We start from the raw sequence: 24981 nt of genomic DNA, 5'->3' as shown, positions 1-24981 counted from the left end.
ATCCCGGTATGCTCGCGCCGGCTCCGCCCTCTCCTTCCTCGACGCCGCATCCATGACCGCCTTCCGTTCCCCGCGCCTGCTCCTGTCCCTGTCCCTGTTCGGCCTGCTCGCTGCGTGCGGCGGCGAACCCAAGCCGGCGACGCCGGCACCGGTGGTGGTGGGGCCGGCGCCGACCGCAGCGGCCAAGCCGCTGCGCATCGGCATCGCCCTGGGCGGCGGTGCGGCCAAAGGCTTCGCCCATATCGGCGTGATCAAGATGCTGCAGGCCAACGGACTGGAGCCGGTGGTGGTGTCCGGCACCAGTGCCGGCAGCGTGGTTGGCGCGCTGTACGCCAGCGGCATGGACGCATTCCAGATGCAGCAGGCCGCGGTGGCGCTGGACGAGACCAGCATCCGCGACATGCGCCTGTTCTCCGGCGGCCTGGTGCAAGGCCAGGCGCTGCAGGACTACGTCAACGCCCAGCTCAAGAACCGGCCGATCGAGAAGCTCGCCAAGCCCTTCGCCGCGGTGTCCACGCGCCTGGAAGACGGCGAGCGCACCGTGTTCGTGCGCGGCAACGCCGGCCAGGCGGTGCGCGCCTCCAGCAGCATTCCCGGCGTGTTCGAACCGGTGACCATCGGCAAGTTCCATTACGTGGACGGCGGCGTGGTCAGCCCGGTGCCGGTGGACGCCGCGCGCCAGCTCGGCGCCGACTTCGTGGTCGCGGTGGACATCTCCAGCAAGGCCAGCGGCAAGAACCCGGCCGGCATGCTCGGCATCGTCAACCAGTCGATCGCGATCATGGGCCAGCGCCTCGGCCAGCAGGAGCTGGCGCGCGCGGACATCGTGATCCGGCCCAAGGTCAACGACATCGGCGCCGCCGATTTCGCCCAGCGCAACGCCGCCATCCTGGAAGGCGAGAAGGCCGCGCTGGCGGCGATGCCGCAGATCAAGGCCAAGCTGGCGCAACTGCAGCAACAGCGCGCGGCGGCCGCGGCCGCCGCAGCCAAGGCGGCGCTTCCGGCGCCCGCGCCATGCGAACCGCGCTCGCGCCTGGGCCGCCTGATCGGCCGCGACGATCCGTGCAAGAAGCAGGACTGAGCTAGCCCCTCTCCCATCGGGAGAGGGGTTGGGGTGAGGGTACGGCGCGAAGCGTCTCGCGGATTTGGGTATGCGAGGCTTCGCCCGTACCCTCATCCGCCCCTTCGGGGCACCTTCTCCCGAGGGGAGAAGGAATAGCCGAGCGCCCATAGCCCCTCTCCCACCGGGAGAGGGGTTGGGGTGAGGGTGCAGCGTCTCGCGGAGTTGGGTGCAAGAGGCTTCGCCCGTACCCTCATCCGCCCCTGCGGGGCACCTTCTCCCGATGGGAGAAGGAATAGCCGGGCGTCCATAGCCCCTCTCCCGCGGCTTCGCTCAGATCCGGATTGGCGCCGTGCTCTGGCGCTGCGCATCCTGCTGCTGCACATCCTGCTGCATGGCTACCTGCGTTTGTGCGAGCGCCTGCTGCCGATCGAACTCGGCCAGCCGCTCGAACGACTGCGCGACCGGCGTGCGCACCGCTTCTTCGCTCGGCATCTGCGCGCGCAGGTGCGCCGGATCCTTCGGGTCGCCCTGCACCACGAACACCAGTTCGCCCGCTTGCGCAGTGCGTCCGCGCTCGCTCAACAACACATGATCCACCCGCTCCAGGCCGCTGCGCGCGGCCAGATCGGTCAGGCTGGCGGCCATGCAGGCGCTGTCCGCGTCGGGGCTGCGCCCGAGCTGCTGGTCCAGCGCGTGCGTGCCGGCGACGCATTGCTGATGCAACGCATTGCGCGGGTGAGCCGCTTGCGTAGGATCGGCAGCGCGCGCCGCCAGCGACTCGCCGCCACGTGCAGGCTCCATCGGATCGGCCTCGGCCAATGTCTGCGGACTACGCAGGACCGGCTGCTGCCGGTACGGATCGTCGGGATGGAACTGCTGCCGCAGCTGCTGGCGCTCCAGGCGTAGCGCGCGCGTGTCGTCGAGTTCGAGGAGTTGCTGCGGGTCGCGCACTGGCTGCACCACGGTCTGCTCACCATCGCTGACCCACGTGTTCCAGCCGCGCGTCTGTTGGTCGTACATGTAGGAAAAATTCGGCGCACCAATCCGGTCCGGGTCGGTGATGGGCAGCGTATGGCTCGCCCCGATGCGCGCGGCCGTCATCCGCCACGTATAGGAAAGCGCATTGAGTTGCGCATCGTCGTACTTGCCAACGTCCACCATGGTTTCACTGGCCCGGCTCACTCCAAGTGCGGAGTTGTCGAGCATCATCGACCAGACCTTCTCCGCCTCGGCTTCACCGCCGTGGCGGCGCGCGGCATCGAGCAGCTGGCGCGGGGTCCAGGCGTCGGGGTTGATGTGCCTTTTCTGGAAGCTTGCGTCGTGAACGTCTTCGACATCCCTCACCGGCAGATTGAGGGCGAGTTCCGGGCGGCCGCTCCTTTCGTAGTGCTGGCGCCGTTCAAGATCGGAGCGCATCAGGTCGACACCGAAACTGTTCCACTCGCGCTCGCTCATGCTGACGCCATCGCGCCGTGCCTGGCTGTCGGCAAACACGTTGGCGGTCGCGCCGGGCGCATTGTCGTTTCGGACTACGCCTAATGCGAGGAGACCATAGCCATCATTGCCGTCCTTGTGGGCCAGATAATTCCAATAGAGTTCACGATTGCCGCTGTCTGCGTAGTGACGCAGCACATTGATGTCTTGTTGCGTGATACCAGCCATTCGAACCTCCGTGTATTGACCTACTTGTCAGCCTTTTCGACCATGAATTGACGCGCCGCACTACGCGCCCTGTCCTCGATCCTCTTCCAGTCCGCAAGTGCGAAACGCACGTAGCGAATGTCGACAGCAACCTTCAACTCGGGAATGATGAAGAAGTGCTTGCAAACGGGTAGCGCATCTTCTTTGCTGCGAACGAGTTTGCCATCGACATAGGCCACCCCGGACTGCGTGACCTCGCGCGAGGTGCACTTGATCAGCGTTTCAATCTCACCGTTGCCATTTCGCTTTACATACCAATCCTCATGATGCTCGGCCTGCATCACGGGAGCGGATTCTCTGTATCCCTTTGCTCTGTAGTACTCCATGAACTTCGGCAGATCCGCGTAGTACGGCGTCAAGCCGTAAGCCGGTTCGCCCTCAATGCGATCATCGAGTCGTTCTTCTGGATTTTCCTCTTCACCCGGATCGGGCGTGTACTCCCTGCGCAGATATTCATGCGTGTCCACCCGATCCAGATAGCTGTAGCCGATGTTGACCGTGCGCGTTGCCACATCCAGGCTCAGATGACTGCGCTCGCCAGGCGCGAACGGCTCCAGCGTCGGATATTCCAGGTACAGGCCGAAGCTGCCGTCGAAGTTCGGCCCCATCTGGTCGCCGAAATAGTTGGCCGGAATCCGCAACGTGTACGGACCCAGGCACGTATCCATCAGCGGCGGCGGCGTCTTGAATGGATCCTGAGGGCCATCGTGATGCTTCATGACACATCCCTGTTCGTTGGTGGTGGTGCGCGACGGTTTGTCGGCCGGGTTGGCGCAGCCGGCCAATGGCAGCCCGATGGCCAGCAACAGCCAATGGGCGCGGCATGGGGCACGTCTCATCTGCATCCTCCGGTGATGCGCGGGACACAATTATAGTTCGCGCATACGCCCTGGAGCCGAATGGGCCACGCCTGCATCGATTTCGATATCACCAACGTGGCGTCAGGCTGGCGAAGCGCGTTTCGCTGTGGTTCTGGCAGTCCACAGTGGCCCGTACTTTCCATCCGGCGCATAGCGTACGGTCAACGCCGCGTCACTACGCGATGAGCCGGCCATTCGTATTGAGGCGATAGGTATGTAGGCGATCTGCACGGCAGTGACAGCAACCGTGGCGCCGCTGCTGTGCCCGAGCGGTCGCAGAGCATGTCATCGAAGTCGCAATTGCCCGGCCGCGATAGTGTGGCGGCTCGACGCGCGCCCTTTCAGCCGCGCGGCAGCGGCAACCCGGTGAAGTCCTTGACCGTGCGCAGCACGAAGCTGGAATTGACGTCGGCCACGCCGGCGGCGTTGAGCAGCTTGTCCAGCAGGAACGCGGAGAAATGGGTCAGGTCGCGTACGTAGACGTGCAACAGGTAGTCCATGTCGCCGGTCAGCGCGTGGCAGGCGACGACCTCGTCCCAGCCCCGCACGCTGTCGGCGAAATGGGCGATGCCGGTTTGCCCGTGCTTTTCCAGCTGCACGCGCACGAACGCCTGCAGGCCCAGGCCGATCGCGCCAGGCACCAGCCGTGCGGCGTAGCCGGCGACCACGCCGTCGGCCTCCAGCCGTTGCACCCGGCGCAGGCAGGCCGACGGCGACAGGTTCACCTGCGCGGCCAGTTCGGCGTTGCTGGCCCGTCCCTGCCGTTGCAGCAGCGCCAGCAGGCGCAGGTCGGTGCGGTCGAACAGGGCCGATTCGGTCATTTATTGCTCTGCAACATGGATTCGCTGCAACAATCTTGCGCTCAGGGGCCGGAATCGCGCAACTTCGCAAGCTCATTGCGTGGCTTGTCGCCTAGCATCGTCGCTATCCCCACCGGAGCCGCCGCCCATGGACACTGCACCGCGCCGCGTCGAACACCAGCAGACCGACAAGGGCTATGTGCCGGTCTACACCACCGCCGTGGTCGCGCAACCGTGGGACAGCTACAGCGCCGACGACCATGCCACCTGGGGCACGCTGTACCAGCGCCAGCGCGAATTGCTGGTCGGCCGCGCCTGCGACGAATTCCTGCAGGCGCAGGACGCGATGGGCATGAGTCCGCAGGCGATCCCGCGCTTCGAGCAGCTCAACGAGGTGCTGGGCGCCGCCACCGGCTGGACCCTGGTCGGGGTCGAAGGCCTGCTGCCGGAACTGGATTTCTTCGATCACCTGGCCAACCGCCGCTTCCCGGTGACCTGGTGGATCCGCCGCCCCGAACAGATCGACTACATCGCCGAGCCGGACCTGTTCCACGACCTGTTCGGCCACGTGCCGCTGCTGATGAACCCGCTGTTCGCCGACTACATGCAGGCCTATGGCCGCGGTGGGGTCAAGGCGCACGGCATCGGCCCGGACGCGCTGCAGAACCTCACCCGCCTGTACTGGTACACGGTGGAGTTCGGACTGATCGCCAGCACCGACGGCCTGCGCATCTTCGGCGCCGGCATCGTCTCGTCCAAGGGCGAATCGCTGTACGCGCTGGAATCGGCCGCGCCCAACCGCATCGGCTTCGACCTGGCGCGGATCATGCGCACCCGCTACCGCATCGACACCTTCCAGAAGACCTACTTCGTCATCGACAGCTTCGAACAGCTGATGCAGGCGACTGCGCCGGACTTCACTCCGCTCTATGTGGCGCTGGAAACCCAGGAGCACCTGCCGGCCGGCGAGGTTCAGGAAGGCGACCGCGTGTACCAGAAGGGCACCGGCGAAGGCTGGGCGGAAGGCGGCGACGTTTAACCGTAGAGCCGGGCCCTGCCCGGCTGCTTTCAACGCGGCCGCGTAGCCACGCGCGCTGGTGGCTGGTTGAGTCGCTTGAGGACGGCGTGGGCGTGGTACGTCCTGCCCCACTTCTTCTCGTTGCCCTTCGACAGGATTCCGGCCTCCTCGAGCGCATAGATGCCGGTAAGCGCTGACCGGTCAGACACATCCAGCAGCGAAGCAACCTGTGACGCCGTGACCACCGGATGGCCGACCAGCAGCGCGGGAAGTCGACGCGCGACAGAATCGCCGCGATAGCGGCTTACCTTCACCGACCACTCTGCTACAAGCTGCTGCATGTCCTCGGCGATGGCGATCGCATCGTTCGCCGACTCCACCACGACCTTGGAGACCATATCCATCCACGGTACCCAGTTGCCTTTGATCTGCACCTGGTTGAGCGCTTCGTAGTAGGTGTCCTTGCTTCGGAGCAATGCGCCAGACAGGTACAGCGGTGGATATCCTTCTGCCGCCAGTATCAGCGGCATCAGCAGCCGACCGGTGCGTCCATTGCCATCCTTGTATGGATGGATGGTTTCGAACTGGGCGTGCGTGATGGCGAGCTGGGCAAGGATGTTCAGTTCGAACTGTTCGTCTTCTGCCGCCTGGTATTGCAGCATCTGCCGTTCCAGTTCCTGCATCGCCTCGCCGATCCGATCCGGCGGCGAAGGAACGAAGCGTGCGTCTTCAGGGCGTCCTCCCAACGGGCCGATAACGGCCTGTTCCTGACGATAGCTGCCCTTTGGGAAATGCTCGGGCGTGTCCTGCATCAGCACTGCGTGCAGGTGGTTGACCAGCGCAAGGTCGATGGCGGACCTACCCCGCTCCCTGACCGCTTCAAGGCCGTCCTGCAGCGCCTGTACGTAACGCTCGGTGACCATCACGTCGGCGGGCAGGCCGTCGAGGCCAAGGGTAGCTTCATACACCAGCAACTGGTCCAGATCGGTCTGGGTCCCTTCTATCTGGGAGCTCTGCACGGCTTCGCGTCGCGCCAAGGTACGGGTGACCAAATCCGGGGCAGGCCAGTGGCGCATTGCCTGTTCCAGCCGGGCCAGCGCCGCGTTGGCGCCAGCGAACAGTTCGCGGTTGCCCGACTGCCCAGCGGGTAGCCTGCGCGGCGTTGGCGGGGCTGTCATGGCCACCAGGTCCGGGCGACCTTCGACCGGCACCAGGTACTGGCGCAGTGGGACCGCTATGTCTTCTCGTCGCATGGAACCCTCCGCCCTAAACTTCAAAAGCACTCTACGCTTCTGAAGTTTAGCGTGCCATCCTTCAAAAGCAGCAAAGATTTTTGAAGTTTACTTCATTAAACTTCAAAATCTCCCACCGCTTTTGAAAGTTGGCGCCGGTAGAGCCGGGCCCTGCCCGGCTGGCTTCACCGCGGATACGCCAGCAGCACCACCAGATCCTGCTCCCCCCGCTGCTGCAGCGCATGCAGGCTGCCCACCCGGGTCAGAAGCGCATCGCCTGCCGCCACGTCGTACTGCTTGCCATCCAGCACGTAGCTGCCCTGCCCGCTGACGATGTAATAGATCTCGTCCTTGTGCTGCGGGTGCAGGCCGATGCCCGCGCCCTTGTGCAGCACGCGCTTGCGCAGCACGAAGGGCAGGTCCTTGTCGTCGGCGAAGAAGGGATACGCGGTGGTCGGCCCGGCGCCGCCGTGCGGGCCGGGCTGACTGATGCCGATATCGCGCTCGTGGACCACGCGCGAGGGCTTGGCCGGCTCGCTGCCCTGCCCTGCGGGCTGACTTACGTCGCAGTCGATGTCGCGCTTCAAGGCCGGCTTCAGCTCGGGCGTCGACGCCACCCAGTCGCGCAGCACCAGGCAAGCCACGGCGGTGGCGCCGGCGGTGCTGAAGTGGGTGCCGTCGGCCTTGTTCTGCTCGGGCACGAACATGAAGTACGGCTTGGCGCCCTGCTCGCCCAGCGCGCGGATCCAGCGGGTGGAACTGGCGTTGAGGTCGATCAGCGCGACCTGCTCGCGCGTGGCCAGCTGTTTCACCGCCTGGGTGTACAGCCCGTGGGTGTCGAGCAGGGAACCGAAGTCGTACAGCAGCCGCGCGACCGGAGTGATCAACACCGGCGTGGCGCGCTTGTCGCGGGCCAAATGCACGTAGCGCATCAGATACTGCGGGTAAGCGGTGTCCGGGTCGTCGTAACGCGCAGGGTCTTCGACCTTGGCGTCGTTGTGCCCGAACTGGATCAGCAGCACGTCGCCGCGACGCAGGTCCTTGGCGATCGCGTCGAGGCGGCCCTCGACGATGAAGCTGCGCGCGCTGCGCCCACCCTTGGCGTGGTTGCGCACCTGCCAGGCGGCCGGATCCAGATAGCTCTGCAAGGCCTGGCCCCAACCGGCCTGCGGCGCGCGCTCGGGGCCGTAGTCGGCCGCGGTGGAATCGCCGGCGATGAATACGCGCTGCGGCTCTGCACAGGCGATCCCTGCGCAGAGCGACAGCAAGACGGACAAGAACAGGCGCATGGCGGGCTCCGGTGCGCGATGTCTGCGCTTGCGCCGCCGCCGCTGTCACGGCGGGTGTGGCGAGGCGTTAGGCAAGCGCGGTGCGGGTTGGTCGAACCATTCGGCCCTCACCCCAACCCCTCTCCCGCGGGAGAGGGGCGTCTTGCGGGTCAGGCCGCTGCGGCTTCCGGCTTGCCCAGCACGCCAGCGACGAAGGCGCGGATCTCGGCGTCCTGCGCGTTGTCGAAGAAGCACTGCTGGAAACGCTCGCCGCCGACCGCCTGCTTGACCAATTCCGGGTCCAGCGCGCGCAGGCCGTCCAGGTAGGACTTGCCGGTGGCCTGCTTGACCTGCGCCAGGATGCCGGCGTTGGCCTGCTGCGATTCGCGGCGCTCGGCCGGATAGCCCATGCCGCGCTCGCCGCTGAAGGCCTTCTCGAAGATGTAGCGCACGTTGATCTCCGCGCCCCAGCCGTAGCCCTTGGCGAAGGCCAGCGCCAGCGCGTTGCCGTTGTTGACCTGGGCGAACAGGTAGGCGTCGGTCGGCTCGATGCAGTAGCCGCAGAACACGCCCGGGTAAGCGTTGAGCGACATCATCGCGCCCTGGCCGGTGCCGCAGCCGGCGACGACGAAATCGACCGCCTTGGAATTCAGCAGCAGGCTGGCGACGATGCCCAGGTGGATGTAGGTCAGGCGGTGGTCGTTGTCGCCGTCCATGCCGACGTTGAACACGCTGTGGCCCTGTTCGCCGGCCACGTCGGTGAGCTGCTGCAGGATCACCGGGTTCTTGCCGGCCTGGCTGAACTCATTCATCAGTGCGATTTTCATGGGTGTCTCCGATTGCGGGGGAAGATGTTGCGTGTGATCGATGTGGCGCGTGTGGTGCCGACCGCCGTCTGCATCTGGATGGTGTGCGTGCGGGCCAACCCTCATCCGCCCTGCGGGCACCTTCTCCCGGGGGAGAAGGGAGCAGCGCACGCTGCGTGCTTGGCTCAGCGCGCCAGCCAGCCGCCGTCGACCGGGATGACGGTGCCGTTGACGTAGTCCGAGGCGCTGCTGGCCAGGAACACCGCGGTGCCGCCCAGGTCTTCCGGCACGCCCCAGCGCCCGGCCGGGATGCGCTCCAGGATCGACTGGTTGCGCGCGGCGTCGGCACGCAGCTGCGCGGTGTTGTCGGTGGCCATGTAGCCGGGCGCGATGGCGTTGATGTTCAGGCCCTTGGCGCCCCACTCGTTGGCAAGCAGGCGGGTGATGCCAGCGATGCCGGACTTGCTGGCGGTGTACGAGGGCACGCGGATGCCACCCTGGAACGACAGCATCGAGGCGATGTTGATGATCTTGCCGCTGCCCTGGGCGATGAAGTGGCGGCCGGCGGCCTGCGACATGAAGAACGCGGACTTGATGTTGACGTTCATCACGTCGTCCCAGTCCTGCTCGCTGAAATCCACCGCATCGGCGCGGCGGATCAGGCCGGCGTTGTTGACCAGGATGTCGAGGCGGCCGAGGCCGGCCAGGGTCTCGTCGAGCACGCGCTGCACCGGCTCGATGCTGATCAGGTTGGCCTCGATCGCGACGAAGCGGCGACCCAGCGCCTTGACCTTTTCCTCCGTCTCGGTAGGCGCCTGGATGCCGGCGGCGGCGATGTCGGCGCCGGCCTGCGCCAGTGCCAGCGCGATGCCCTGGCCGAGGCCGGTATTGGCGCCGGTGACCAGTGCGACCTTGCCTTCGAGACTGAACGGATTCGTCATTGCGGGTGCTCCTAGAGTGATGCGGATACGGTGGCGGGCGGCGGCGCAGGTGGCGCGCGCGGCGCTTACTTGAGCTGGCAGATGTCCAGCACGTGCATGTCGGTGTAATCCAGGTTTTCGCCGCCCATCGCCCAGATGAAGGCGTAGTTGCTGGTCCCGGCGCCCATGTGGATCGACCACGGCGGCGAGACCACCGCCTCGTCGTTCTGGATCACGATGTGGCGCTGCGCGTCGGGCTCGCCCATGAAGTGGTAGACGCGGTCGTCGGCGCCCAGGTCGAAGTAGAAATAGACCTCGCTGCGGCGGTCGTGCAGATGCGGCGGCATGGTGTTCCAGACGCTGCCCGGCTTGAGCACGGTCAGGCCCAGCAGCAGCTGCGAGGACTGGCAGGTGGCCGGCACGATGTACTGGTAGATGGTGCGCTCGTTGCTGGTCTCCAACGCGCCGCGGTCCAGCGCCACCGCATCCTTGATCGACAGTTGCTTGGTCTCGAAGCGCGCATGCGCCGGGGTCGAGGCCAGATAGAACCGGGCTGGGTTGGCCGCGTCGTCGGAGGCGAAGCTGACCTCGCTGCTGCCCATCGCCACGTACAGCCCGTCCTTCGGCCCCAGCGCGTAGGCGGTGCCGTCCACGGTGACCGTGCCGCTGCCGGCACCGACGTTGATCACGCCCAACTCGCGGCGCTCCAGGAACGGATGGCCGGCGGCGGAGGCCGGTTCGGTCTGTTTAGGCAACTGCACCGGCTTGCTGACTGGTGCGGCACCGCCGAGCACGAAGCGCTCGTAGTGGGTGTACTTCAGCGTGACCGCATCGGCGACGAATAGGCCATCGAGCAGGTACAGCTCGCGCAACTGGTCGTTGCTGGCGCCCTTGATGGCGTCGGGATGGGTGGCGTAGTGGGTCTTGCAGTACAGGGACATGGGGATCTCCGGGGCAAGCAGGGACACGCGGCAGCCCGCATGAGGGCATTCTAGCGGCTCTGGTAAACCGGTGTCATTGCGCAGTGCACGAAAGGCCGATGTTTCCTTCTCCCACCGGGAGAAGGTGCCCCGAAGGGGCGGATGAGGGTGCGGGCGAAGCTTCGTGCACCCAAACTCCGCGAGTCGCTGCGCGCCGGACCCTCACCCCAACCCCTCTCCCGAGGGGGGAGAGGGGCTAGCGGCCGTTCCTTCTCCCACCGGGAGAAGGTGGCCCGCAGGGCCGGATGAGGGTCCGGGCGAAGCTTCGTGCACCCAAACTCCGCGAGACGCTTCGCGCCGGACCCTCACCCCAACCCCTCTCCCGAGGGGAGAGAGGCTAGCGGCTGTTCCCTTCTCCCCTCGGGAGAAGGTGCCCCGCAGGGGCGAATGAGGGTACGGGCGCAGCCTCGTGCGCCAAACTCCGCGAGCCGCTTTCGCGTCGGACCCTCACCCCAACCCCTCTCCCGGAGGGAGAGGGGCTCAGCGGCTTCATCAATCCTCCGGCGGCTGGCAGGAGTCGCGCACGATCAGGTGCGGGCGCACGCTGGCGATCGCCAGTGCCGGGGTACCTTCGGGCTGGATCAGCATCGCTGCGGCGGTGCGGCCGGTGTCGCGGGTGTGACGGCGTACCGAGGTCAGCGACGGCCACAGGCGCGAGGCCAGCGGGCTGTCGTCGTAGCCGATGATCGACAGTTGGCGCGGGATGTTGATGCTGGCGCGCAGCGCGACCTTGTACACGCCGGCGGCCATCTCGTCGTTGCCGGTGAAGATCGCGCTCGGGCGCTGCTTGCCGAGCAGCAGTTTCTCGGCCGCGGCCACGCCGGATTCGAAGGTGTAGCCGGCCTCCACGATGCGCTCCGGCGGCAGTTCGATGCCGCGCCGGGTCAGCGCTTCGATGAAGCCGGCGGTGCGCTCGTGCGCGGAGCGGTAGGCGCTGGGGCCGGTGATCAGGGCGATCTCGCGGTGGCCCAGCGACAGCAGGTAGTCGGCGGCTTCGGCGGCGCCGTCGCGGTCGTGGGTGACCACCATCTGCGAGGTCTCGTCCAGCGGCAGCGAGGCGATGCGGGTGTAGCGCACGCCGATGCTGGCCAGCATGTCGGCCAGCGCCTGGTCTTCCGAGGCGCGCGGCACCAGGATCACGCCGTGCAGTTTCTGCTGCTGCACGAAGCGGCGCACGCCCTCGATGTAGCCCGGGCTGCGGCTGTCGCAAGGATGCACCACCAGTTCGAAGCTGGAGCCGCGCAGCGCGTCCAGCGCGCCGTACTGCATGTCCACGATGTACTGCGCGGTCGGGTTGTCGTAGACCATGCCGATCAGGAACGAGCGCCGGAACGCCAGCCCGCGCGCCAGCGGATCCGGCGCGTAGCCGACTTCGCGCATCAGCGCCTCGACCTTCTCGCGCGTATCCTTGCGCACCAGCGGCGAGTTGTTGATGATCCGCGACACCGTTTTTTTCGAAACCCCGGACAGGCGCGCGATGTCGTTGATCGTCGCCGCCTTGCCGTGGACGGACGCGTGGAGATCGGCGGAAGGAGGTTTGCTCGGCGCCATGGACGGAAAACCGGACGGAAGAGGACGGATTCTACCGGTAGTCATGTTCACTCCAGCGCGCGGTAGCGGAATTGGCGGAAATGCACCTTTCCATTTCCGGCCGCATACAGCGCCGGCTTCAGGGCCAGGAACTTGCCGGCGACGTTGTGGTGATAGCCGGACACCTCCATCTGCACCGGATACTTGGTCCAGCTGGTGCCGTCACGGCTGCTGTGGATGGTGACGATGTGGCGGTCGTTGCGCACCCGCAGCCACAGGCGGCCGCCCTTGGCGCTGGGCGCCAGCTGCGCCGGGCGCTCCTCGCCGTAACGGTGCATGACGAAGGCCTCGCCGTTGCTGCCCACCCCGGCGTACAGGCGCTCGCTATAGAACAGCAGCGCGCCGCCCTGCGCACCGGGTTCGATCTCCATCTGCACTTCGAACTCGTAGGCGGGGTCGGGCGCGATCACGGTCAGCGGCGAACTGTCGCGCGGCGCGCGGCCCTTGCCCTGCACGCTCAGCGTGCCGTCGCCGAAGGACAGCCGCTGGTATTCGTCGCGGCCAGGGTTGAAGAACGACCACTGCGGGCCGAGCCGGCCGTCGCGGAAATCGTCCGACAACGCCAGCCCGTGCGGCAACGCCTGTCCGCTGGGCTTTTTCAGCGGCGTGCCGAGATCGCCGCCCTTGGCCACGAACCAGCCGTCGGCGGTCCACTCGATCGGGTCCAGCAGCGCCTGCCGGCCCAGCGTCCAGTAGCCGTTCTCGTAACCGTGATAGAGCATCCACCAGCGTCCGTCGGTGCCTTTGACCAGGGTCGCATGGCCGCGCGACCACCACGGCTCGGCCGCACTCTTGGTGCGGGTGATCGGGTTGTTCGGCGCGTTGCGCCACGGCCCGTGGATCGAGCGCGAGCGCGCGGTGATCACCATGTGCCCGGTCGGCGGGCCGGCGGTGCCGCCGACCGCGGTGGTCATGTAGTACCAGCCGTTGTGGCGGGTGATCTTCGGCCCTTCTTGCGCATAGGCTTCCACGTCCCAGCTTTCCGGGTACTTCCAGCCGTCGTAGACATGCTTGGGCGTGCCGACGACCTTCAACCCGTCGTCGGACAACTGCACGTAGTCGCCGCCGCTCAGGAACAGGTAACGCTTGCCGTCCTCGCCGACCGCGTGGCCGGGATCGATGTACTTGCCCAGGCCGATGTCGATCGGCGCGCTCCACGGGCCCTTGATGTCGTCGGCCCAGACCACGAAGTTGCTGCGCTGGCCCTGCTCGCCACGCCGCGCCGGAAAATAGATGTAGTAACGCGTGCCGTGCTTGATCAGGTCCGGCGCCCAGATCGCGCCGACGTTCTCGCTGATGGCGTGGCCCAGCGGCTGCCAGTTGACCAGGTCGCGCGAGTGCCAGATCGGCAGGCCGGGGTAGGCGTCGAACGAGGACAGGGTGAGGTAGTAGTCGTCGCCGTCCTTGAGCACTGACGGATCGGGATGGTCGCCGGCCAGCACCGGATTGAGAAAGGTGCCGTCGCCCTGGTCGGCGATGCGCTGCTGCTCGATGCCGCGCTTCCAGTCGGCCGCCGCGGCCAGCGTGCTGGCGGCGAGCAGGCCGGCCAGCAACAGCCAGCGCAGCGAGGACGAGGCGGTAGGCGAGGTCATGCGTGCACTCCTTGGTTGGCGCCGCAGCGCTTGCGTGCGGCGCGGCGCATCAGGCGCGCAGCGCGCGCGGCAACCACAGCGACAGTTCCGGGAAGAACGCCACGATCAGCAGCACGCACAGCGCCGCCAGCCAGAACGGCCAGATCGTGCGCATGCTCTGGGCTACGGTGATCTGGCCGATCGAGGTGCCGATGAACAGCACCGAGCCGATCGGCGGGGTGATCAGGCCAATGCCGCCGGCCAGCACCATCACCAGCCCGAAATGGATCGGGTCGATGCCGTAGGCCTTCACCACCGGCAGGAAGATCGGCGTGCAGATCAGGATCTTCGGCGCCAGGTCCATGAACATGCCCAGCAGCAACAGCATCACCACGATCATCAGCAGCACGGTGTTCTTGCCGTCGGCGATCGACTGCAGCAACTTCACCGCTGCCGCCGGCACCTGCAGGTAGGCCAGCAGCCAGCCGAACACGGCCGCGGTGGCGATCACGAACAGGATCACGCCGGTGGTGCGCGCCGCATGCGTGACCGCGGCGAAGAACTCGGCCCAGCGCAATTGCCGGTACAGCAGCGCGGTGACGATCAACGCGTACACCACTGCGATGGCGGCACTCTCCACCGCGGTGAAGATGCCGGCGCGAATGCCGACGAAGATCAGCGCGACCAGGCCCAGCCCGGGCAGCGCACCGACCAGGCGCAGCGCCACCGCGCGCCAGCCCGGGAACGGCTCGGTGCCGTAGCCGCGATGGCGCGCCACCGCGTAGCCGGTGATCATCATCGCCGCGGTCATCAGCAGCGCCGGGAAGATGCCGGCCGCGAACAGATCGGCGATCGACAGCCCGCCGCCGGCCGCGGCCGAGAACAGGATCAGGTTGTGCGAGGGCGGCACCAGCAGCGCGACCAGCGCCGCGGTCATGCTCACGTTGACCGCGTAGTCGCGGTCGTAGCCGCGCTTGATCATCTGCGGAATCATGGTGCCGCCGACCGCCGACACGTCGGCGATGGCCGAGCCCGACACGCCGCCGAAGAACAGCGAGGACAGTACGCTGACCTGGCCCAGGCCGCCGCGCATGCGCCCCACCAGCGACGAGGCCAGCGCGATCAGGCGTTCGGAAATGCCGCCGCGCAACATCAACTCACCGGCAAAGATGAACAACGGAATGGCGATCAACGAGGCCGAGCCGCTGCCGGCGGAGATCTGCTGCACCAGCACGATCGCCGGCAGGTCCAGGTACAGGATCGTCGCCAGCGCCGCGGCGCCCAGCGCATAGGCCACCGGCACGCCGATCAACAGCAACAGTACGAACAGCCCGAGCAGGATTGCAATGGCCATGGCTCAGTTCACTCCTTCAGCGGTGGCCGGACGCAGCGCCTGCCACGCCTGGTACAGCGCGAACACGCTCATCAGCGCACCGCCGATCGACAGCGGCAGGTAATTGATGCTCTGCGGCAGCGAGGCGCCGGCCATCTTGATGTCCAGCCCGTCCAGCAACAGCACCCCGCCCCACCAGGCGATCACCGCGCCGATGGCGACGATCATCAACGGACGGATCAGGTCGATCGCGCGGCGCACGCGAGCGTGCATCTTTTCCGCCAGCAGGAAGAAACCGAAATGGCGGCGGGTGTGCACGCCGGCGGCGGCGGCCAGGCTCATCGCGGTGCTCAGCAGCAGCAGCGTCACCGGCTCGGTCCAGCTCGGCGAATCGTTGAGCACGTAGCGGGTGAACACCTGCCAGCCCTGCACCACCACCAGCCCGAGCAGGGCGGCGGCGGCGATGCCGATGGCGAGGTTGGAAACCCGGTCGAGCAGCCGCTGCAGCGGCGCCACCGGGACGGCAATGGCGTGGTCGGTCATCGGCATGGCCTCAGGCGAAATCGCGGATGCGGCGGTACAGGGCTTCGATCTCCGGCTGCCGCCGGTAGTCGGCCAGCAGTGGCGCGGCGGCCTTGCGGAAGGCGGGCATGTCCACCTCGTTGATCAGCACGCCGTAATCGAGCACTTCCTGGCGCGCCTTCGATTCGGAGGCGTCCCACAGCTTGCGCATCACCGCCACCGATTGCCGCGCGGTCTCCATCACCAGCGCGCGGTCGCCCGGCGCCAGCGCCTGGAAGCTGCGCTGCGACATCACCAGCACGTCCGGCGCATAGGAATGCTCGCTCTGCGACCAGTAGTGTGCGGCCTCGAAATGGCGGCTGGACTGGAAGCTGCGCATGTTGTTCTCGGCGCCGTCGATCATGTGCGTCTCCATCGCCGAGAAGGTCTCGCCCAGCGACATCGGCGTCGGATTGGCGCCGAGCATGTGCATCAGCTTGAGGAAGATGTCAGACGAGGCCACGCGCAGCTTCAGGCCATGCAGGTCTTCGGGACGATGCAGCGGGTGCTTGGTGTTGTAGAAGCAGCGCGCGCCGGAATCGTAGATGGCCAGGCCGACCAGGTCGCGCTGCTCGAAGCTGCGCAGGATGCTGTCGCCGACATGGCCGTCGATCGCGCGGCGCAGGTGCGCCACCGAGTCGAACACGTACGGCAGGCACAGCGCCTGGGTCAGCGGGAAGGTGTTGTTGAGCGCGCCGGAGTAGACGCGGGTGATGTCGATGGCGCCGAAGCGGGCCATGTCGATCGCTTCCGCTTCGCGGCCGAGCTGGCCGGAGTGGTACTGGCGAAGCTTCAGCCGGCCGCCGGTCTGCCGTTCCAGGGTCTGCCCGAACCAGCGCACCGCCTCCACAGTGGGATAGTCGGCCACGTGCACGTCGGTGGCAGTGAGCAACTGGCTGCCGCCGCCGGCCTGGGCCAGCGTGCCCAGCGGCGCTGCCGCGGCCGCGGCGAGTCCTGCGCCCAGAAAACCTCTACGAGTGATCATGCTGCGCCCTCCCGCGCGTCGTCGGCATGCCGCGGCTTACGCCGCGACCGCCCTGCAGTGAAGTTCGCCGTAGCCGTCGAAACGGATCGTCGCGTGCTGGCCGATGGCGATGTCGTGGATGCCGGTGGCATTGCCGGTGGCGATCAGCTCGCCGCGCTTGAGCGGCCGGCCGCGCCGCGCCGAACGCGCCAGCGCGAACGCGAACGCGGCGCGCAGCCCGCCCGGCAACAGGGTGGCACCGCCGCTGCCGACGCGTTGGCCCTCGATCAAGGTTTCCGCCAACAGCGCGGATTCGTCCAACGTGGTCCAGTCGGCGACCTGCGGCCCCAGGATCAGGCCGTTGTTGTTGCCGAAATCGGAGATCACCACGCGCGGCCCCAACTGGTTGATCGTGGCCAGCGGGCTGCTGGCCACTTCCACGCCGATGAACAGCGTGGACGGCACCTGCGCGGCCTGCTCCGGGGTCCAGTGCAACTGGTCGGCCGGCACGTCCGCGTCCAGGCGCATCACGTACTCGGCCTCGACAGCGCCGAAGCCGCCGTCGAACACCGGGATGTCCGTTGTTCCACCGGTAGCATTCCACAGGTTGCGGGCGAAGATCGGGCCGAGCAGGCGCTCGTCGCCGGAATGGTCGCGGCGCTCGGCGGCGATGTAGCCGACCTTCCAGCCGACCACGCGGTCCGGCCATTGCGCGATCGCCAGGTCCTGCACGCGGTAGGCGGTTTCCAGGTCGTCGGGGATGATCCCCGGGAAATCGGGCAACGAACGGCCCTGCTGGCGGGCCTGGACGAAGCGCGCCGCGATGTCGGCCAGCGCGGGCGGTGGCGTGTCCGAAGGACCGGAATGAGTGCTCAAGGGCATCTCCGCAAGAATGTGGGGGGTCGGAAGAATTGCTGCGCCGCTCATCGACAGCGCGTTGCGCAGTTGTATATGGTAAACCGGTGTCATTGGCAATGTGCGGTGCGGCAAAAAGCGGGGATTCGGTAGTGGGGATTGGGGATTCGCCGCGGCATTGCGACCTGATCCCGAATGCGAAACCCACCGCTTGCGCGGCGCCGTGCGAGCGGATTAGCTGCACATCCTTGACCTGGGAGGGCGACGGATGCGGAACACGACGACGACGCAAGGCGCTGATTTGGCGCTGGTGGATGCTGCCGACGACAACGGCCTGCGGCGCCTGGCCTCGCGCCCGGTCCTGAGGCATGCGGCCGGCGCGCTGGCGCTGGCGTGGCGCCAGCGCCGACAGGGCGTCCTGGGCGTTTTGCTGGCACTGGCGCTTGCCGGCCCCGCGCTCGCGGCCGAGCACCCGAGCAGCGAAACCGCTGCCGAGCAGGCGGCGCGGATCCCGCTGTGGCCGGATCCGGCGCCCGGCGCTGCGCCCGGCCCCGACCAAGCGCGCATCGTCGACCGCAGCGACGACCCGGCTCTGCCCGATCGCGCCATCAGCGGCCGCTATCAGCCCTACCTAGTGGTGTACCGGCCCAAGACGCCGAACGGCAGCGCGCTGCTGGCCGCGCCCGGCGGCGGCTACGCGCGCATCGTGCTGGACAAGGAAGGCAGCGCCTTGCTGCCGATCTTCGCCGAACAGGCAGGCATCACCCTGTTCGTGCTGCGTTATCGGCTGCCCGACGCGGAAGCGGCGGGCGCCGACGCCGCAGCGCAGCGCGACCTGCCGCTGGCCGATGCGCAGCGCGCGCTGCGCCTGATCCGCGCACGCGCCGCCGACTACGGCGTGGACCCGCACCGGATCGGCGCGATCGGCTTCTCCGCCGGCGGCCACGTCGCCGCCAGCCTCGGCACCCGCTACGACGACCGCGTGTACCCAGAGCGCGACGCGATCGACCGGCTCAGCGCCCGGCCGGACTTCCTGCTGCTGCTGTACCCGGTCATCGACATGGGCAGCGGCACCGCGGCGCACACAGGCTCGCGCCTGCGGCTGCTTGGCCACCATCTCGATGCCGCCACGATGAGTGCCTATTCGCTGCAGAACCGCGTGATTCCTGCGATGCCGCCGACGTTCCTGGTGCACGCACAGGACGACCGGGTGGTACCGGTGGAGAACAGCCTGCTGTTCTACCAGGCGCTGCGCCAGGCCGGCGTGCCGGCGGAACTGCACCTGTTCGCGCACGGCGGCCATGGCTTCGGCACTCGCGGCATCGCCGGCCTGCCGCTGGCGGCATGGCCGACCCAGGCGCTGGAATGGATGCGCAGCGTGCAGGGCGACCCAGCCGCGCTGGCGCCGATCCCGCCTGCCGCGCCGAAGCAGTAGCAGGCACTGGGCACTGCCGCATTGCCATGCGCCACCTTGCCATGACCCAGCGCGCGAACGCCGCCTGCAGCGGGCTGCCTTGTGCGGCCCTCGCCAGCCGCGTGCCGCCTTGCACCCACCCGACCCTTTCCGCTGCCGGCCCGGGCCCTCGCCCATGGCCGGCGCTTGCCCACGGACTCCGCCACGCATGACCACGCCCGCCGTCATCCCGCCTGCCGCCACCGCGGCCATCGCACCCGACGACCACGGCCGGCGCCGCTTCCTGCACGGCAGCGCGCTCGCCACACTGGCAGTGAGCGGTGCCCTGCCTGGCGGTAGCGCCGGCGCCGCGCCCGCGCCCGCCGACCCGCAAGCGCCGCTGGCGCGCACCCGCAGCGGTCGCATCCGCGGCTATCGCGACCAGGACGTGCAAGTGTTCAAGGGCATTCCCTATGGCGCCGACACCGCACAACGCCGTTTCCAGCCGGCGCTGCAGGAGCAGCCTTGGCGCGGCGTGCGCGACTGCAGCAGCTACGCCGCGTCCGCACCGCAGCTCAAGCTCGACCCGGTCAGCGAGGACTGCCTGTTCCTCAACGTGTGGACGCCCGCCCTGCGCGACGGCGCAAAGCGGCCGATCCTGTTCTACATCCACGGCGGCGCCTACAACAACGGCTCCGGCAGCGATCCGCAGTACGACGGCGCGCGCCTGTGCCGGCGCGGCGACGCGGTGGTGATCAGCGTCAACCATCGCCTCAACGCCTTCGGCTACCTGTACCTGGCGCAGCTCGGCGGCGCCGCGTTCGCGGCGTCCGGCAACGTCGGCCAGCTCGACCTAGTGCAGGCGCTGCAGTGGGTGCGCGCGCACGCGGCCGAGTTCGGCGGCGATGCCGGCAACGTCACCGTGTTCGGCCAGTCCGGCGGTGGCGCCAAGATCGCCACGCTGATGGCGATGCCGGCCGCGCAGGGCCTGTTCCACCGCGCCTGGACCATGAGCGGCCAGCAGGTCACCGCCGCCGGGCCGCGCGCGGCCACGCAGCGCGCGCAATTGCTGCTGCAGGCCTTGCAGCTCGATGCCACGCAACTGGCGGCGCTGCGCACGCTGCCGATGCAACGCCTGCTCGAGGCCACGCGCACGCGCGATCCGTCGCGGGTGGAGAACACCTCCCTGTACCTGGGCCCGGTGCTGGATGCGCAGGTGCTGCACCGGCATCCGTTCTGGCCGGACGCACCGCCGCAGTCGGCGCAGATCCCGATGGTGATCGGCAACACCCACGACGAGACCCGCGCCTTCCTCGGCAACGATCCGGCCAACTTCGCGCTGAGTTGGGACACGCTGCCGGCCAAGCTGGAGCAGGAACAATTCGTGGACCTGCTGCCGCAGGTGGTGATCGCCGAGTACCGGCGTCTGTATCCGCACTACACGCCGAGCGAAGTGTTCTTCGCCGCGACCACCGCCGGGCGCTCGTGGCGCGGCGCGATCGAGGAAGCCGAAGCGCGCGCGCGGCAGGGCGCGCCGACCTGGGCCTATCAACTCGATTGGGGTTCGCCGCTGGACGGCGGCAAGTTCGGCGCATTCCACACCCTGGACATCCCGCTGGTGTTCGACAACATCCGCCAGCCCGGTTCGCGCACCGGCGACGGCGCGCAGGCGCAGCGCGTGGCCGATGCGATGAGCGAAGCGCTGCTCGCCTTCGCCCGCCACGGCGATCCCAACCACGCCGGGCTGCCGCGCTGGGAACCGTATTCGCTGGCCCGGCGCGAGACCATGCTGTTCGACGCCGACAGTCGCCTGGCGCACGACCCGCGCGGCGGCGAACGGCGGCTCTACCAGCAGGTGCCGTTCGTGCAGCGCGGGACGTTCTGAGGCAGCGCAACCAGCCGAGCCGCAGCGCGCGGCAGGTCAGTTGCCGGAGTAGGCCCAGTAGAGCCTGGACGTCCGGGTATCGTAGGCCATGAAACCATCTCCATTGGAGGACACGGTTCTCGGACCAAGATAGCCCGCCTCGCTGTACAGGACGGTGATCACGACGTGCGGGGACCGCAGCGCAGGAAGTTGCGGACATCCCGGCTTGCGCGCGTTGTACTCGATAAAATCATCGAACGTTTCGCTCTGCGAGTCGTCGAATGGAGCATGGTGCCAGTGTCGTTGCCGCGCATCTTCGCTGGCCCAGTAGGCATCGGGAATCTTCGCTACATCCACGGCATAGGTGTAGTCGATGCCGTCGAGAAATCCTTCTTCCCGGCAGAATTGCGGTATCCCGCGCAGGGAGGTGACATGACCGAGTCCGCTGCGTTGCAGTTGATCGCGCATCACGCCGACGGCGATATAGGTGCGCATCATCGTGGACACCATCTGCAGCTGCACGAGCGCCCCCACGGGGATCACCAGCCACAGTGCGAGAACCCGCAACGTCTTGACCAGACGCATCGATCACCTCGGCGAAGGGCTATGCACACCCCGTAGCGTCACATGCCATGCCGGCCCGCGCTACCAACCCGTGTCCTCGGCCAGCACCACCTGGTTGCCGCCGCCGATGCGCGCGCGCTGCAGCAACGCTTCGGCACGTTGCATCAGCGTGGCGGCGGTGTCGGTTGGCACGGCGAGCAAGGCGCCGACGCTGACGCCGAGCTGTTCGTTGGCCATGTCGGCGTGCGCGATCGCCAGCAGTTCGACCATGTCGCGCAAGGCCGGCGCCACCTGGCGCAGGTGCGCGCCGCTGGCGTCGTACAGCACCAGCGCGAAGTGGCCCGCATCGATGCGCATGGTCACGTCCATCGGCCGCAGCAGGCATTGCAGCACCTCGGCCACGTCCACCACCGCGCGATCCGCCTCGCGCGCGCCGTAGCGCTGCACGAAGGCGGCGTATCCATCCAGTTCGACCAGGATCAACGCCAACCCGCGCTGCAGGCGTCGGGTCTCGGCCAGCGCCACCGCCAGGTGTTCGTCGAAACGGCGGCGATCGCCAAGACCGGTAAGCGCGTCGCGCAAGGCCTCGTCGTCGCGTACCCGACGCTGCAGGAATCCCTCGCGGCGCGAATGCTCGCGCAGATAGCCGCCGACCGCGCCGATCGGCACCGCCGCCCACAGCAACCATTGCAGGCGCAGATAGGCGTCGCGCGCCGCGCCGTCCAGCAACAGGTGCGCGGCCGCGGCGCTCATCGCGCACAGCACCAGCGCCACCGCCACGCTCTGCCACAGCGCCAGGCCCAGCGGAAAGAAACCGGCGACAATCACCAGGGTCATCACCGCGGCGGCATAGCGCAGTTCCTGCGGTGGATAGCCGATGCTCGACAGCACTAGCCCGGTGCCGCCGACCAGCAACAACAGCGCCGCCCGGCCTGGCCCGTGCGCATCCGCGCGATGGATCGCCACCGCCACCCACAGCAACGCCAGCAAGGTGGCCGCGCGCACCGCCACCGCATAGCCGAGCAGCCCGGTGCTGCCCGACCAACCGAAATGCAACGCGTCCCAGGCCAGCAACGCCAGCGCGATCAGCACCCCGAGCGAGGCCGCCACGCGTTGCGCGAAGCCCATGGTCGATGCGGTGTAGCGGCGATACGCCCGTTCCAGCGGCGGGTCGAAGCGCAGAGCGGCAAAGCCGTGATGCAGTTGCCTGGCGTAGTCCTCGCCGGACGGCGCGTCCGGCGGTCCTTCGTAGCGGTGGTGCATGCGATCCCCTGTACACGGCAGCGTGGAACAGAACGCGGCGGCTGTCACACAATTCACCGTACGACGCCCAGCGCCAACGCTGCAGACTTCGACTTCCGCGTACATGAGAAATCACTGGCGCACGATTGTCCACTTTTGTCCGCCATGCATGCATGCGATGCGCAGCGCATGTCAGCGGCAGGATGCAGCGTGGACGCGCCGCGACTGGCATGCGACAGCGCGTGCGGCCGGTGGCCGCAGCGGCCCGAGCGACGGCCGATTTATAGCCGCTCAGGCCTTCGCCGGCAGCGCCCACACGCTATTCGGATCGCCGTGACGGCCGCGGCGAAGAGTGGCGCGCGCCATCTGCCAATACGCCCAGGCCAGGGCCAAGGCACAGCCATCCACCGCCAGCAGCAGCGAACTGCTCCACGGCGCCACCCAGCCGTCGGCGCCGCGCAGCGCGGCCAACGGCACCAGCGCGGTCAGCACCGCGCAGGCCAACAGCAGTTCGTACGCGCCGCGCGCGGTGGGGCGCAGCAGCGCCCAGGTCACGCTCAGCACGAACACGGCGTAGTACACGTAACGCTCCTGCCCCGGCGGCAACAGCCGCGCGGCGACGAACAGCGCCGACACCCCGGCCACGCAGCCCAGGCAGAGGCCCACCGTGAGCCGCGCCAGCGCATGCGTGCGCCACGGCTGCGCCTGCTGGCGCCGCTTGCGCCGCGCCTCCACCCATAGCAGGTTGCCGCTGTAGAACAGGAACGCGCCGCCCAGGCCGAGCAGGAAATACAGCCACCGCAGCGGCGCCCCGCCGAAGTTGGCGTAATGCAGCGCCTGCAGCCCGCGCAGCGACGCCACGCCGGGCGACATGTCCTGCGGCGCCAGCACCCGCAGCACCTTGCCGGTGGCCGCTTCCATGGCCACGCCGGCCATCGTGTTGAGCCGACGCTGCGGGTGCTGGCCGTAGATTTCCACGCGCGCATTGGCATCGCCTGCGTCGTGGAAGGACAGGCTTTCCGGCTCGAAGCCCGGACTGGCCGCGCGCGCCCGCGCCAGCAGCTCGGCCACCGGCAGCAACGGCGCCTTGATGTGCGCCGGCTGCACATGCGGCGTCAGCTCCAGATCCGGCTCCAGCACCTGCATCAGCTTGCCGTCGAACACCAGGTACTGGAATGGCGCCAGCAGCAGCACGCCCAGCGCCAGCACCGCGCCGGACCAGGCGAAGATCACGTGGAACGGCAGCGACAGCATGCCGACCACGTTGTGCGCGTCCTGCCACAGGCGCTTGACGTTGCGCCCCATGCGCAGCGCGAACAGGTCCTTCAGGAACACCGGCGCGTACAGCACCACGCCGCTGACCAACGCCAGGCCATAGAGAATGCACACCACGCCGAACAGGTAGGTGCCGAAGGTGCGCGGCAAGCCGGCGGTGAAATGCAGGTCGTACAGGAAGTCGACGAAACCGGTGCGTTGCGGCAGCTGCAGCGGTCGCCCGTCGGCACCGGGCTGGAACTGCACGGTGCCGCCGAACGCCTGCGCCGGCGGCCCGAACGCATACAGCCGCGGCTGCGCGCCGTGTTCGCCCGGCAGCATCAGCGAGAACGATTCGGCCAACACCGGATGCCGCGACAGCACAGTATCCAGCAGGGCCTGCGCCGCCTGTTCCGGCGGCTGCGTCGCCGGAGCGGCGAGCGCCGACGCGCGCGGCCAGTCGTTGAGCTCGTGGGTGAACACGGTGATCGCGCCGACATAGAAGGCGATGAACAAGGCCATGCCGGCCAGCAGGCCCATCCAGCTGTGCGCCGACAGGAACTGGCGCAAGGTCACCGCCTTCATACCGCCACCTGCACCAGGCCGGCGGCCTTCAACGCGTACAGCAGGCCATGGCACAGCAGCGTCGCCAGGCCCAGCCACAGCCAGGCGCGCGCACCGCTGCGGAACACGAACGCCAGCGACATCGCGCCGATCCACAGCGGGAACATCAGCAGCAGCCACGGCAACGTATGCACCTGCAACGTGCCCGGCCACAGCAGCACGCACAGCCCGACCACACCCACCGCCAACGGCAGGCCGAGCACGATCGCCGCCAGCCATCTAGCCCACATCGGCGCGGCCTCCGCGCAGCTGCCGCCACGCATCCAGGAACGGCAGCGCGACCGCGGCCAGCATCAGCGCGCTCAGCGCCGCGAATGTGCCGGCCCACACCCCGAACGCGGCGATCGCCGCGACCAGCGCCAGCGTGCTCAACATCGCACCCGCCACGCGCAGCGCGCGCGCATGCGGGCGCCAGCCCGGGCGCAGGCGCTGGTGCGCGGTGGCCAGGTAGAACGCCAGCGCCGCCAGCGGCGCGGCGAGCAGGTACAGGGCGGTGGTCAGCGCGTGTATGGCCATCG

23 protein-coding genes are annotated in these 24981 nt (G+C 68.0%); 4 read left to right on the top strand and 19 right to left on the bottom strand.

Annotation, left to right across the window (positions count from 1 at the left end):
* The first annotated feature begins 52 nt into the window (after positions 1-52).
* Positions 53-1081 carry a patatin-like phospholipase family protein gene (locus HEP74_RS00485; RefSeq protein WP_185814718.1) on the top strand — a complete coding sequence of 343 codons (1029 nt, stop codon included), beginning with the start codon at positions 53-55 and terminating at the stop codon, positions 1079-1081.
* A gap of 312 nt (positions 1082-1393) precedes the next feature.
* On the opposite strand, the gene HEP74_RS00480 is transcribed toward HEP74_RS00485, so the two are convergent.
* The 3 genes from HEP74_RS00480 to HEP74_RS00470 all read right to left on the bottom strand — a co-directional run bounded on the left by HEP74_RS00480 (position 1394) and on the right by HEP74_RS00470 (position 4445).
* Complete coding sequence (locus HEP74_RS00480; RefSeq protein ID WP_255427833.1) at positions 1394-2725, bottom strand: XVIPCD domain-containing protein; 1332 nt, start codon at positions 2723-2725, stop codon at positions 1394-1396.
* Positions 2726-2745: 20 nt separating this feature from the next.
* Complete coding sequence (locus tag HEP74_RS00475) at positions 2746-3603, bottom strand: hypothetical protein (protein WP_185814717.1); 858 nt, start codon at positions 3601-3603, stop codon at positions 2746-2748.
* A 362-nt stretch (positions 3604-3965) separates the two neighbouring features.
* The gene (locus HEP74_RS00470) at positions 3966-4445 is read right to left on the bottom strand and encodes an Lrp/AsnC family transcriptional regulator (RefSeq protein ID WP_185814716.1); all 480 of its coding nucleotides are present in this window, start codon (positions 4443-4445) and stop codon (positions 3966-3968) included.
* A 127-nt stretch (positions 4446-4572) separates the two neighbouring features.
* On the opposite strand from HEP74_RS00470, the gene phhA reads away from it, so the two are divergent.
* Positions 4573-5463 carry a phenylalanine 4-monooxygenase gene (gene phhA / locus HEP74_RS00465; protein WP_185814715.1) on the top strand — a complete coding sequence of 297 codons (891 nt, stop codon included), beginning with the start codon at positions 4573-4575 and terminating at the stop codon, positions 5461-5463.
* A gap of 29 nt (positions 5464-5492) precedes the next feature.
* On the opposite strand, the gene HEP74_RS00460 is transcribed toward phhA, so the two are convergent.
* The 11 genes from HEP74_RS00460 to HEP74_RS00410 form a co-directional block, all read right to left on the bottom strand.
* A complete protein-coding gene (locus tag HEP74_RS00460) occupies positions 5493-6695 on the bottom strand; it encodes a Fic family protein (RefSeq protein ID WP_185814714.1) in 1203 nt (400 codons plus the stop codon).
* Positions 6696-6859: 164 nt separating this feature from the next.
* A complete protein-coding gene (locus HEP74_RS00455; protein ID WP_185814713.1) occupies positions 6860-7963 on the bottom strand; it encodes a GDSL-type esterase/lipase family protein in 1104 nt (367 codons plus the stop codon).
* 149 nt (positions 7964-8112) lie between these two features.
* Complete coding sequence (locus HEP74_RS00450) at positions 8113-8769, bottom strand: RpiB/LacA/LacB family sugar-phosphate isomerase (protein WP_185814712.1); 657 nt, start codon at positions 8767-8769, stop codon at positions 8113-8115.
* Between the two features lie 164 nt (positions 8770-8933).
* Entirely contained in the window at positions 8934-9689 is a 756-nt protein-coding gene (kduD, locus tag HEP74_RS00445; RefSeq protein ID WP_179570402.1) for a 2-dehydro-3-deoxy-D-gluconate 5-dehydrogenase KduD, read from the bottom strand.
* 65 nt (positions 9690-9754) lie between these two features.
* Positions 9755-10609: a 5-dehydro-4-deoxy-D-glucuronate isomerase gene (kduI, locus tag HEP74_RS00440; protein ID WP_185814711.1), complete on the bottom strand. Its 855-nt coding sequence runs from the start codon at positions 10607-10609 to the stop codon at positions 9755-9757.
* A 531-nt stretch (positions 10610-11140) separates the two neighbouring features.
* A complete protein-coding gene (locus HEP74_RS00435) occupies positions 11141-12199 on the bottom strand; it encodes a LacI family DNA-binding transcriptional regulator (protein WP_185816431.1) in 1059 nt (352 codons plus the stop codon).
* Positions 12200-12246: 47 nt separating this feature from the next.
* Complete coding sequence (locus tag HEP74_RS00430) at positions 12247-13830, bottom strand: family 43 glycosylhydrolase (protein WP_185814710.1); 1584 nt, start codon at positions 13828-13830, stop codon at positions 12247-12249.
* Between the two features lie 49 nt (positions 13831-13879).
* The gene (locus HEP74_RS00425) at positions 13880-15163 is read right to left on the bottom strand and encodes a TRAP transporter large permease (RefSeq protein ID WP_185814709.1); all 1284 of its coding nucleotides are present in this window, start codon (positions 15161-15163) and stop codon (positions 13880-13882) included.
* A 3-nt stretch (positions 15164-15166) separates the two neighbouring features.
* The gene (locus HEP74_RS00420) at positions 15167-15685 is read right to left on the bottom strand and encodes a TRAP transporter small permease (protein ID WP_185814708.1); all 519 of its coding nucleotides are present in this window, start codon (positions 15683-15685) and stop codon (positions 15167-15169) included.
* A 10-nt stretch (positions 15686-15695) separates the two neighbouring features.
* Complete coding sequence (locus HEP74_RS00415) at positions 15696-16688, bottom strand: TRAP transporter substrate-binding protein (RefSeq protein ID WP_185814707.1); 993 nt, start codon at positions 16686-16688, stop codon at positions 15696-15698.
* Between the two features lie 36 nt (positions 16689-16724).
* A complete protein-coding gene (locus HEP74_RS00410; protein WP_185814706.1) occupies positions 16725-17549 on the bottom strand; it encodes a 2-keto-4-pentenoate hydratase in 825 nt (274 codons plus the stop codon).
* Positions 17550-17904: 355 nt separating this feature from the next.
* Between HEP74_RS00410 and HEP74_RS00405 the strand changes: the two genes are divergently transcribed.
* Positions 17905-18957, top strand: coding sequence for an alpha/beta hydrolase (locus tag HEP74_RS00405; RefSeq protein WP_524540812.1), 1053 nt, complete (start codon positions 17905-17907; stop codon positions 18955-18957).
* A gap of 187 nt (positions 18958-19144) precedes the next feature.
* Positions 19145-20800 carry a carboxylesterase/lipase family protein gene (locus HEP74_RS00400; RefSeq protein WP_255427832.1) on the top strand — a complete coding sequence of 552 codons (1656 nt, stop codon included), beginning with the start codon at positions 19145-19147 and terminating at the stop codon, positions 20798-20800.
* A gap of 36 nt (positions 20801-20836) precedes the next feature.
* Here the strand turns inward: HEP74_RS00400 and HEP74_RS00395 are convergent, their stop codons facing one another.
* From HEP74_RS00395 to HEP74_RS00375, 5 genes are all read right to left on the bottom strand, one after another.
* Positions 20837-21364: a hypothetical protein gene (locus HEP74_RS00395; RefSeq protein WP_185814705.1), complete on the bottom strand. Its 528-nt coding sequence runs from the start codon at positions 21362-21364 to the stop codon at positions 20837-20839.
* Positions 21365-21424: 60 nt separating this feature from the next.
* Positions 21425-22606, bottom strand: a complete 1182-nt coding sequence (locus HEP74_RS00390; protein WP_185814704.1) for a GGDEF domain-containing protein — start codon at positions 22604-22606, stop codon at positions 21425-21427.
* 270 nt (positions 22607-22876) lie between these two features.
* The gene (locus tag HEP74_RS00385; protein ID WP_185814703.1) at positions 22877-24424 is read right to left on the bottom strand and encodes a PepSY-associated TM helix domain-containing protein; all 1548 of its coding nucleotides are present in this window, start codon (positions 24422-24424) and stop codon (positions 22877-22879) included.
* Positions 24421-24693 carry a hypothetical protein gene (locus HEP74_RS00380; RefSeq protein ID WP_185814702.1) on the bottom strand — a complete coding sequence of 91 codons (273 nt, stop codon included), beginning with the start codon at positions 24691-24693 and terminating at the stop codon, positions 24421-24423. Before HEP74_RS00380 ends, HEP74_RS00385 begins: the two co-directional genes overlap by 4 nt.
* The gene (locus HEP74_RS00375) at positions 24683-24979 is read right to left on the bottom strand and encodes a hypothetical protein (protein WP_185814701.1); all 297 of its coding nucleotides are present in this window, start codon (positions 24977-24979) and stop codon (positions 24683-24685) included. The genes HEP74_RS00380 and HEP74_RS00375 overlap by 11 nt, the downstream gene beginning before the upstream one ends.
* Between the last annotated feature and the right edge of the window lie 2 nt (positions 24980-24981).

Origin of the sequence: Xanthomonas sp. SS (genome assembly GCF_014236835.1) — a bacterium.
In the GTDB taxonomy this organism is placed as follows: domain Bacteria; phylum Pseudomonadota; class Gammaproteobacteria; order Xanthomonadales; family Xanthomonadaceae; genus Xanthomonas_A.
The sequence above is the reverse complement of the archived record's forward strand: the minus strand, read 5'-3'. Positions and strand labels throughout refer to the sequence as shown.

What these genes read in the sequence shown, in the direction of transcription:
- HEP74_RS00485 (WP_185814718.1), top strand. Translation starts at nt 53, where the DNA reads ATGACCGCCTTCCGTTCCCCGCGCCTGCTCCTGTCCCTGTCCCTGTTC.
- HEP74_RS00480 (WP_255427833.1), bottom strand. Translation starts at nt 2,725, where the DNA reads ATGGCTGGTATCACGCAACAAGACATCAATGTGCTGCGTCACTACGCA.
- HEP74_RS00475 (WP_185814717.1), bottom strand. Translation starts at nt 3,603, where the DNA reads ATGAGACGTGCCCCATGCCGCGCCCATTGGCTGTTGCTGGCCATCGGG.
- HEP74_RS00470 (WP_185814716.1), bottom strand. Translation starts at nt 4,445, where the DNA reads ATGACCGAATCGGCCCTGTTCGACCGCACCGACCTGCGCCTGCTGGCG.
- phhA (WP_185814715.1), top strand. Translation starts at nt 4,573, where the DNA reads ATGGACACTGCACCGCGCCGCGTCGAACACCAGCAGACCGACAAGGGC.
- HEP74_RS00460 (WP_185814714.1), bottom strand. Translation starts at nt 6,695, where the DNA reads ATGCGACGAGAAGACATAGCGGTCCCACTGCGCCAGTACCTGGTGCCG.
- HEP74_RS00455 (WP_185814713.1), bottom strand. Translation starts at nt 7,963, where the DNA reads ATGCGCCTGTTCTTGTCCGTCTTGCTGTCGCTCTGCGCAGGGATCGCC.
- HEP74_RS00450 (WP_185814712.1), bottom strand. Translation starts at nt 8,769, where the DNA reads ATGAAAATCGCACTGATGAATGAGTTCAGCCAGGCCGGCAAGAACCCG.
- kduD (WP_179570402.1), bottom strand. Translation starts at nt 9,689, where the DNA reads ATGACGAATCCGTTCAGTCTCGAAGGCAAGGTCGCACTGGTCACCGGC.
- kduI (WP_185814711.1), bottom strand. Translation starts at nt 10,609, where the DNA reads ATGTCCCTGTACTGCAAGACCCACTACGCCACCCATCCCGACGCCATC.
- HEP74_RS00435 (WP_185816431.1), bottom strand. Translation starts at nt 12,199, where the DNA reads ATGGCGCCGAGCAAACCTCCTTCCGCCGATCTCCACGCGTCCGTCCAC.
- HEP74_RS00430 (WP_185814710.1), bottom strand. Translation starts at nt 13,830, where the DNA reads ATGACCTCGCCTACCGCCTCGTCCTCGCTGCGCTGGCTGTTGCTGGCC.
- HEP74_RS00425 (WP_185814709.1), bottom strand. Translation starts at nt 15,163, where the DNA reads ATGGCCATTGCAATCCTGCTCGGGCTGTTCGTACTGTTGCTGTTGATC.
- HEP74_RS00420 (WP_185814708.1), bottom strand. Translation starts at nt 15,685, where the DNA reads ATGACCGACCACGCCATTGCCGTCCCGGTGGCGCCGCTGCAGCGGCTG.
- HEP74_RS00415 (WP_185814707.1), bottom strand. Translation starts at nt 16,688, where the DNA reads ATGATCACTCGTAGAGGTTTTCTGGGCGCAGGACTCGCCGCGGCCGCG.
- HEP74_RS00410 (WP_185814706.1), bottom strand. Translation starts at nt 17,549, where the DNA reads ATGCCCTTGAGCACTCATTCCGGTCCTTCGGACACGCCACCGCCCGCG.
- HEP74_RS00400 (WP_255427832.1), top strand. Translation starts at nt 19,145, where the DNA reads ATGACCACGCCCGCCGTCATCCCGCCTGCCGCCACCGCGGCCATCGCA.
- HEP74_RS00395 (WP_185814705.1), bottom strand. Translation starts at nt 21,364, where the DNA reads ATGCGTCTGGTCAAGACGTTGCGGGTTCTCGCACTGTGGCTGGTGATC.
- HEP74_RS00390 (WP_185814704.1), bottom strand. Translation starts at nt 22,606, where the DNA reads ATGCACCACCGCTACGAAGGACCGCCGGACGCGCCGTCCGGCGAGGAC.
- HEP74_RS00385 (WP_185814703.1), bottom strand. Translation starts at nt 24,424, where the DNA reads ATGAAGGCGGTGACCTTGCGCCAGTTCCTGTCGGCGCACAGCTGGATG.
- HEP74_RS00380 (WP_185814702.1), bottom strand. Translation starts at nt 24,693, where the DNA reads ATGTGGGCTAGATGGCTGGCGGCGATCGTGCTCGGCCTGCCGTTGGCG.
- HEP74_RS00375 (WP_185814701.1), bottom strand. Translation starts at nt 24,979, where the DNA reads ATGGCCATACACGCGCTGACCACCGCCCTGTACCTGCTCGCCGCGCCG.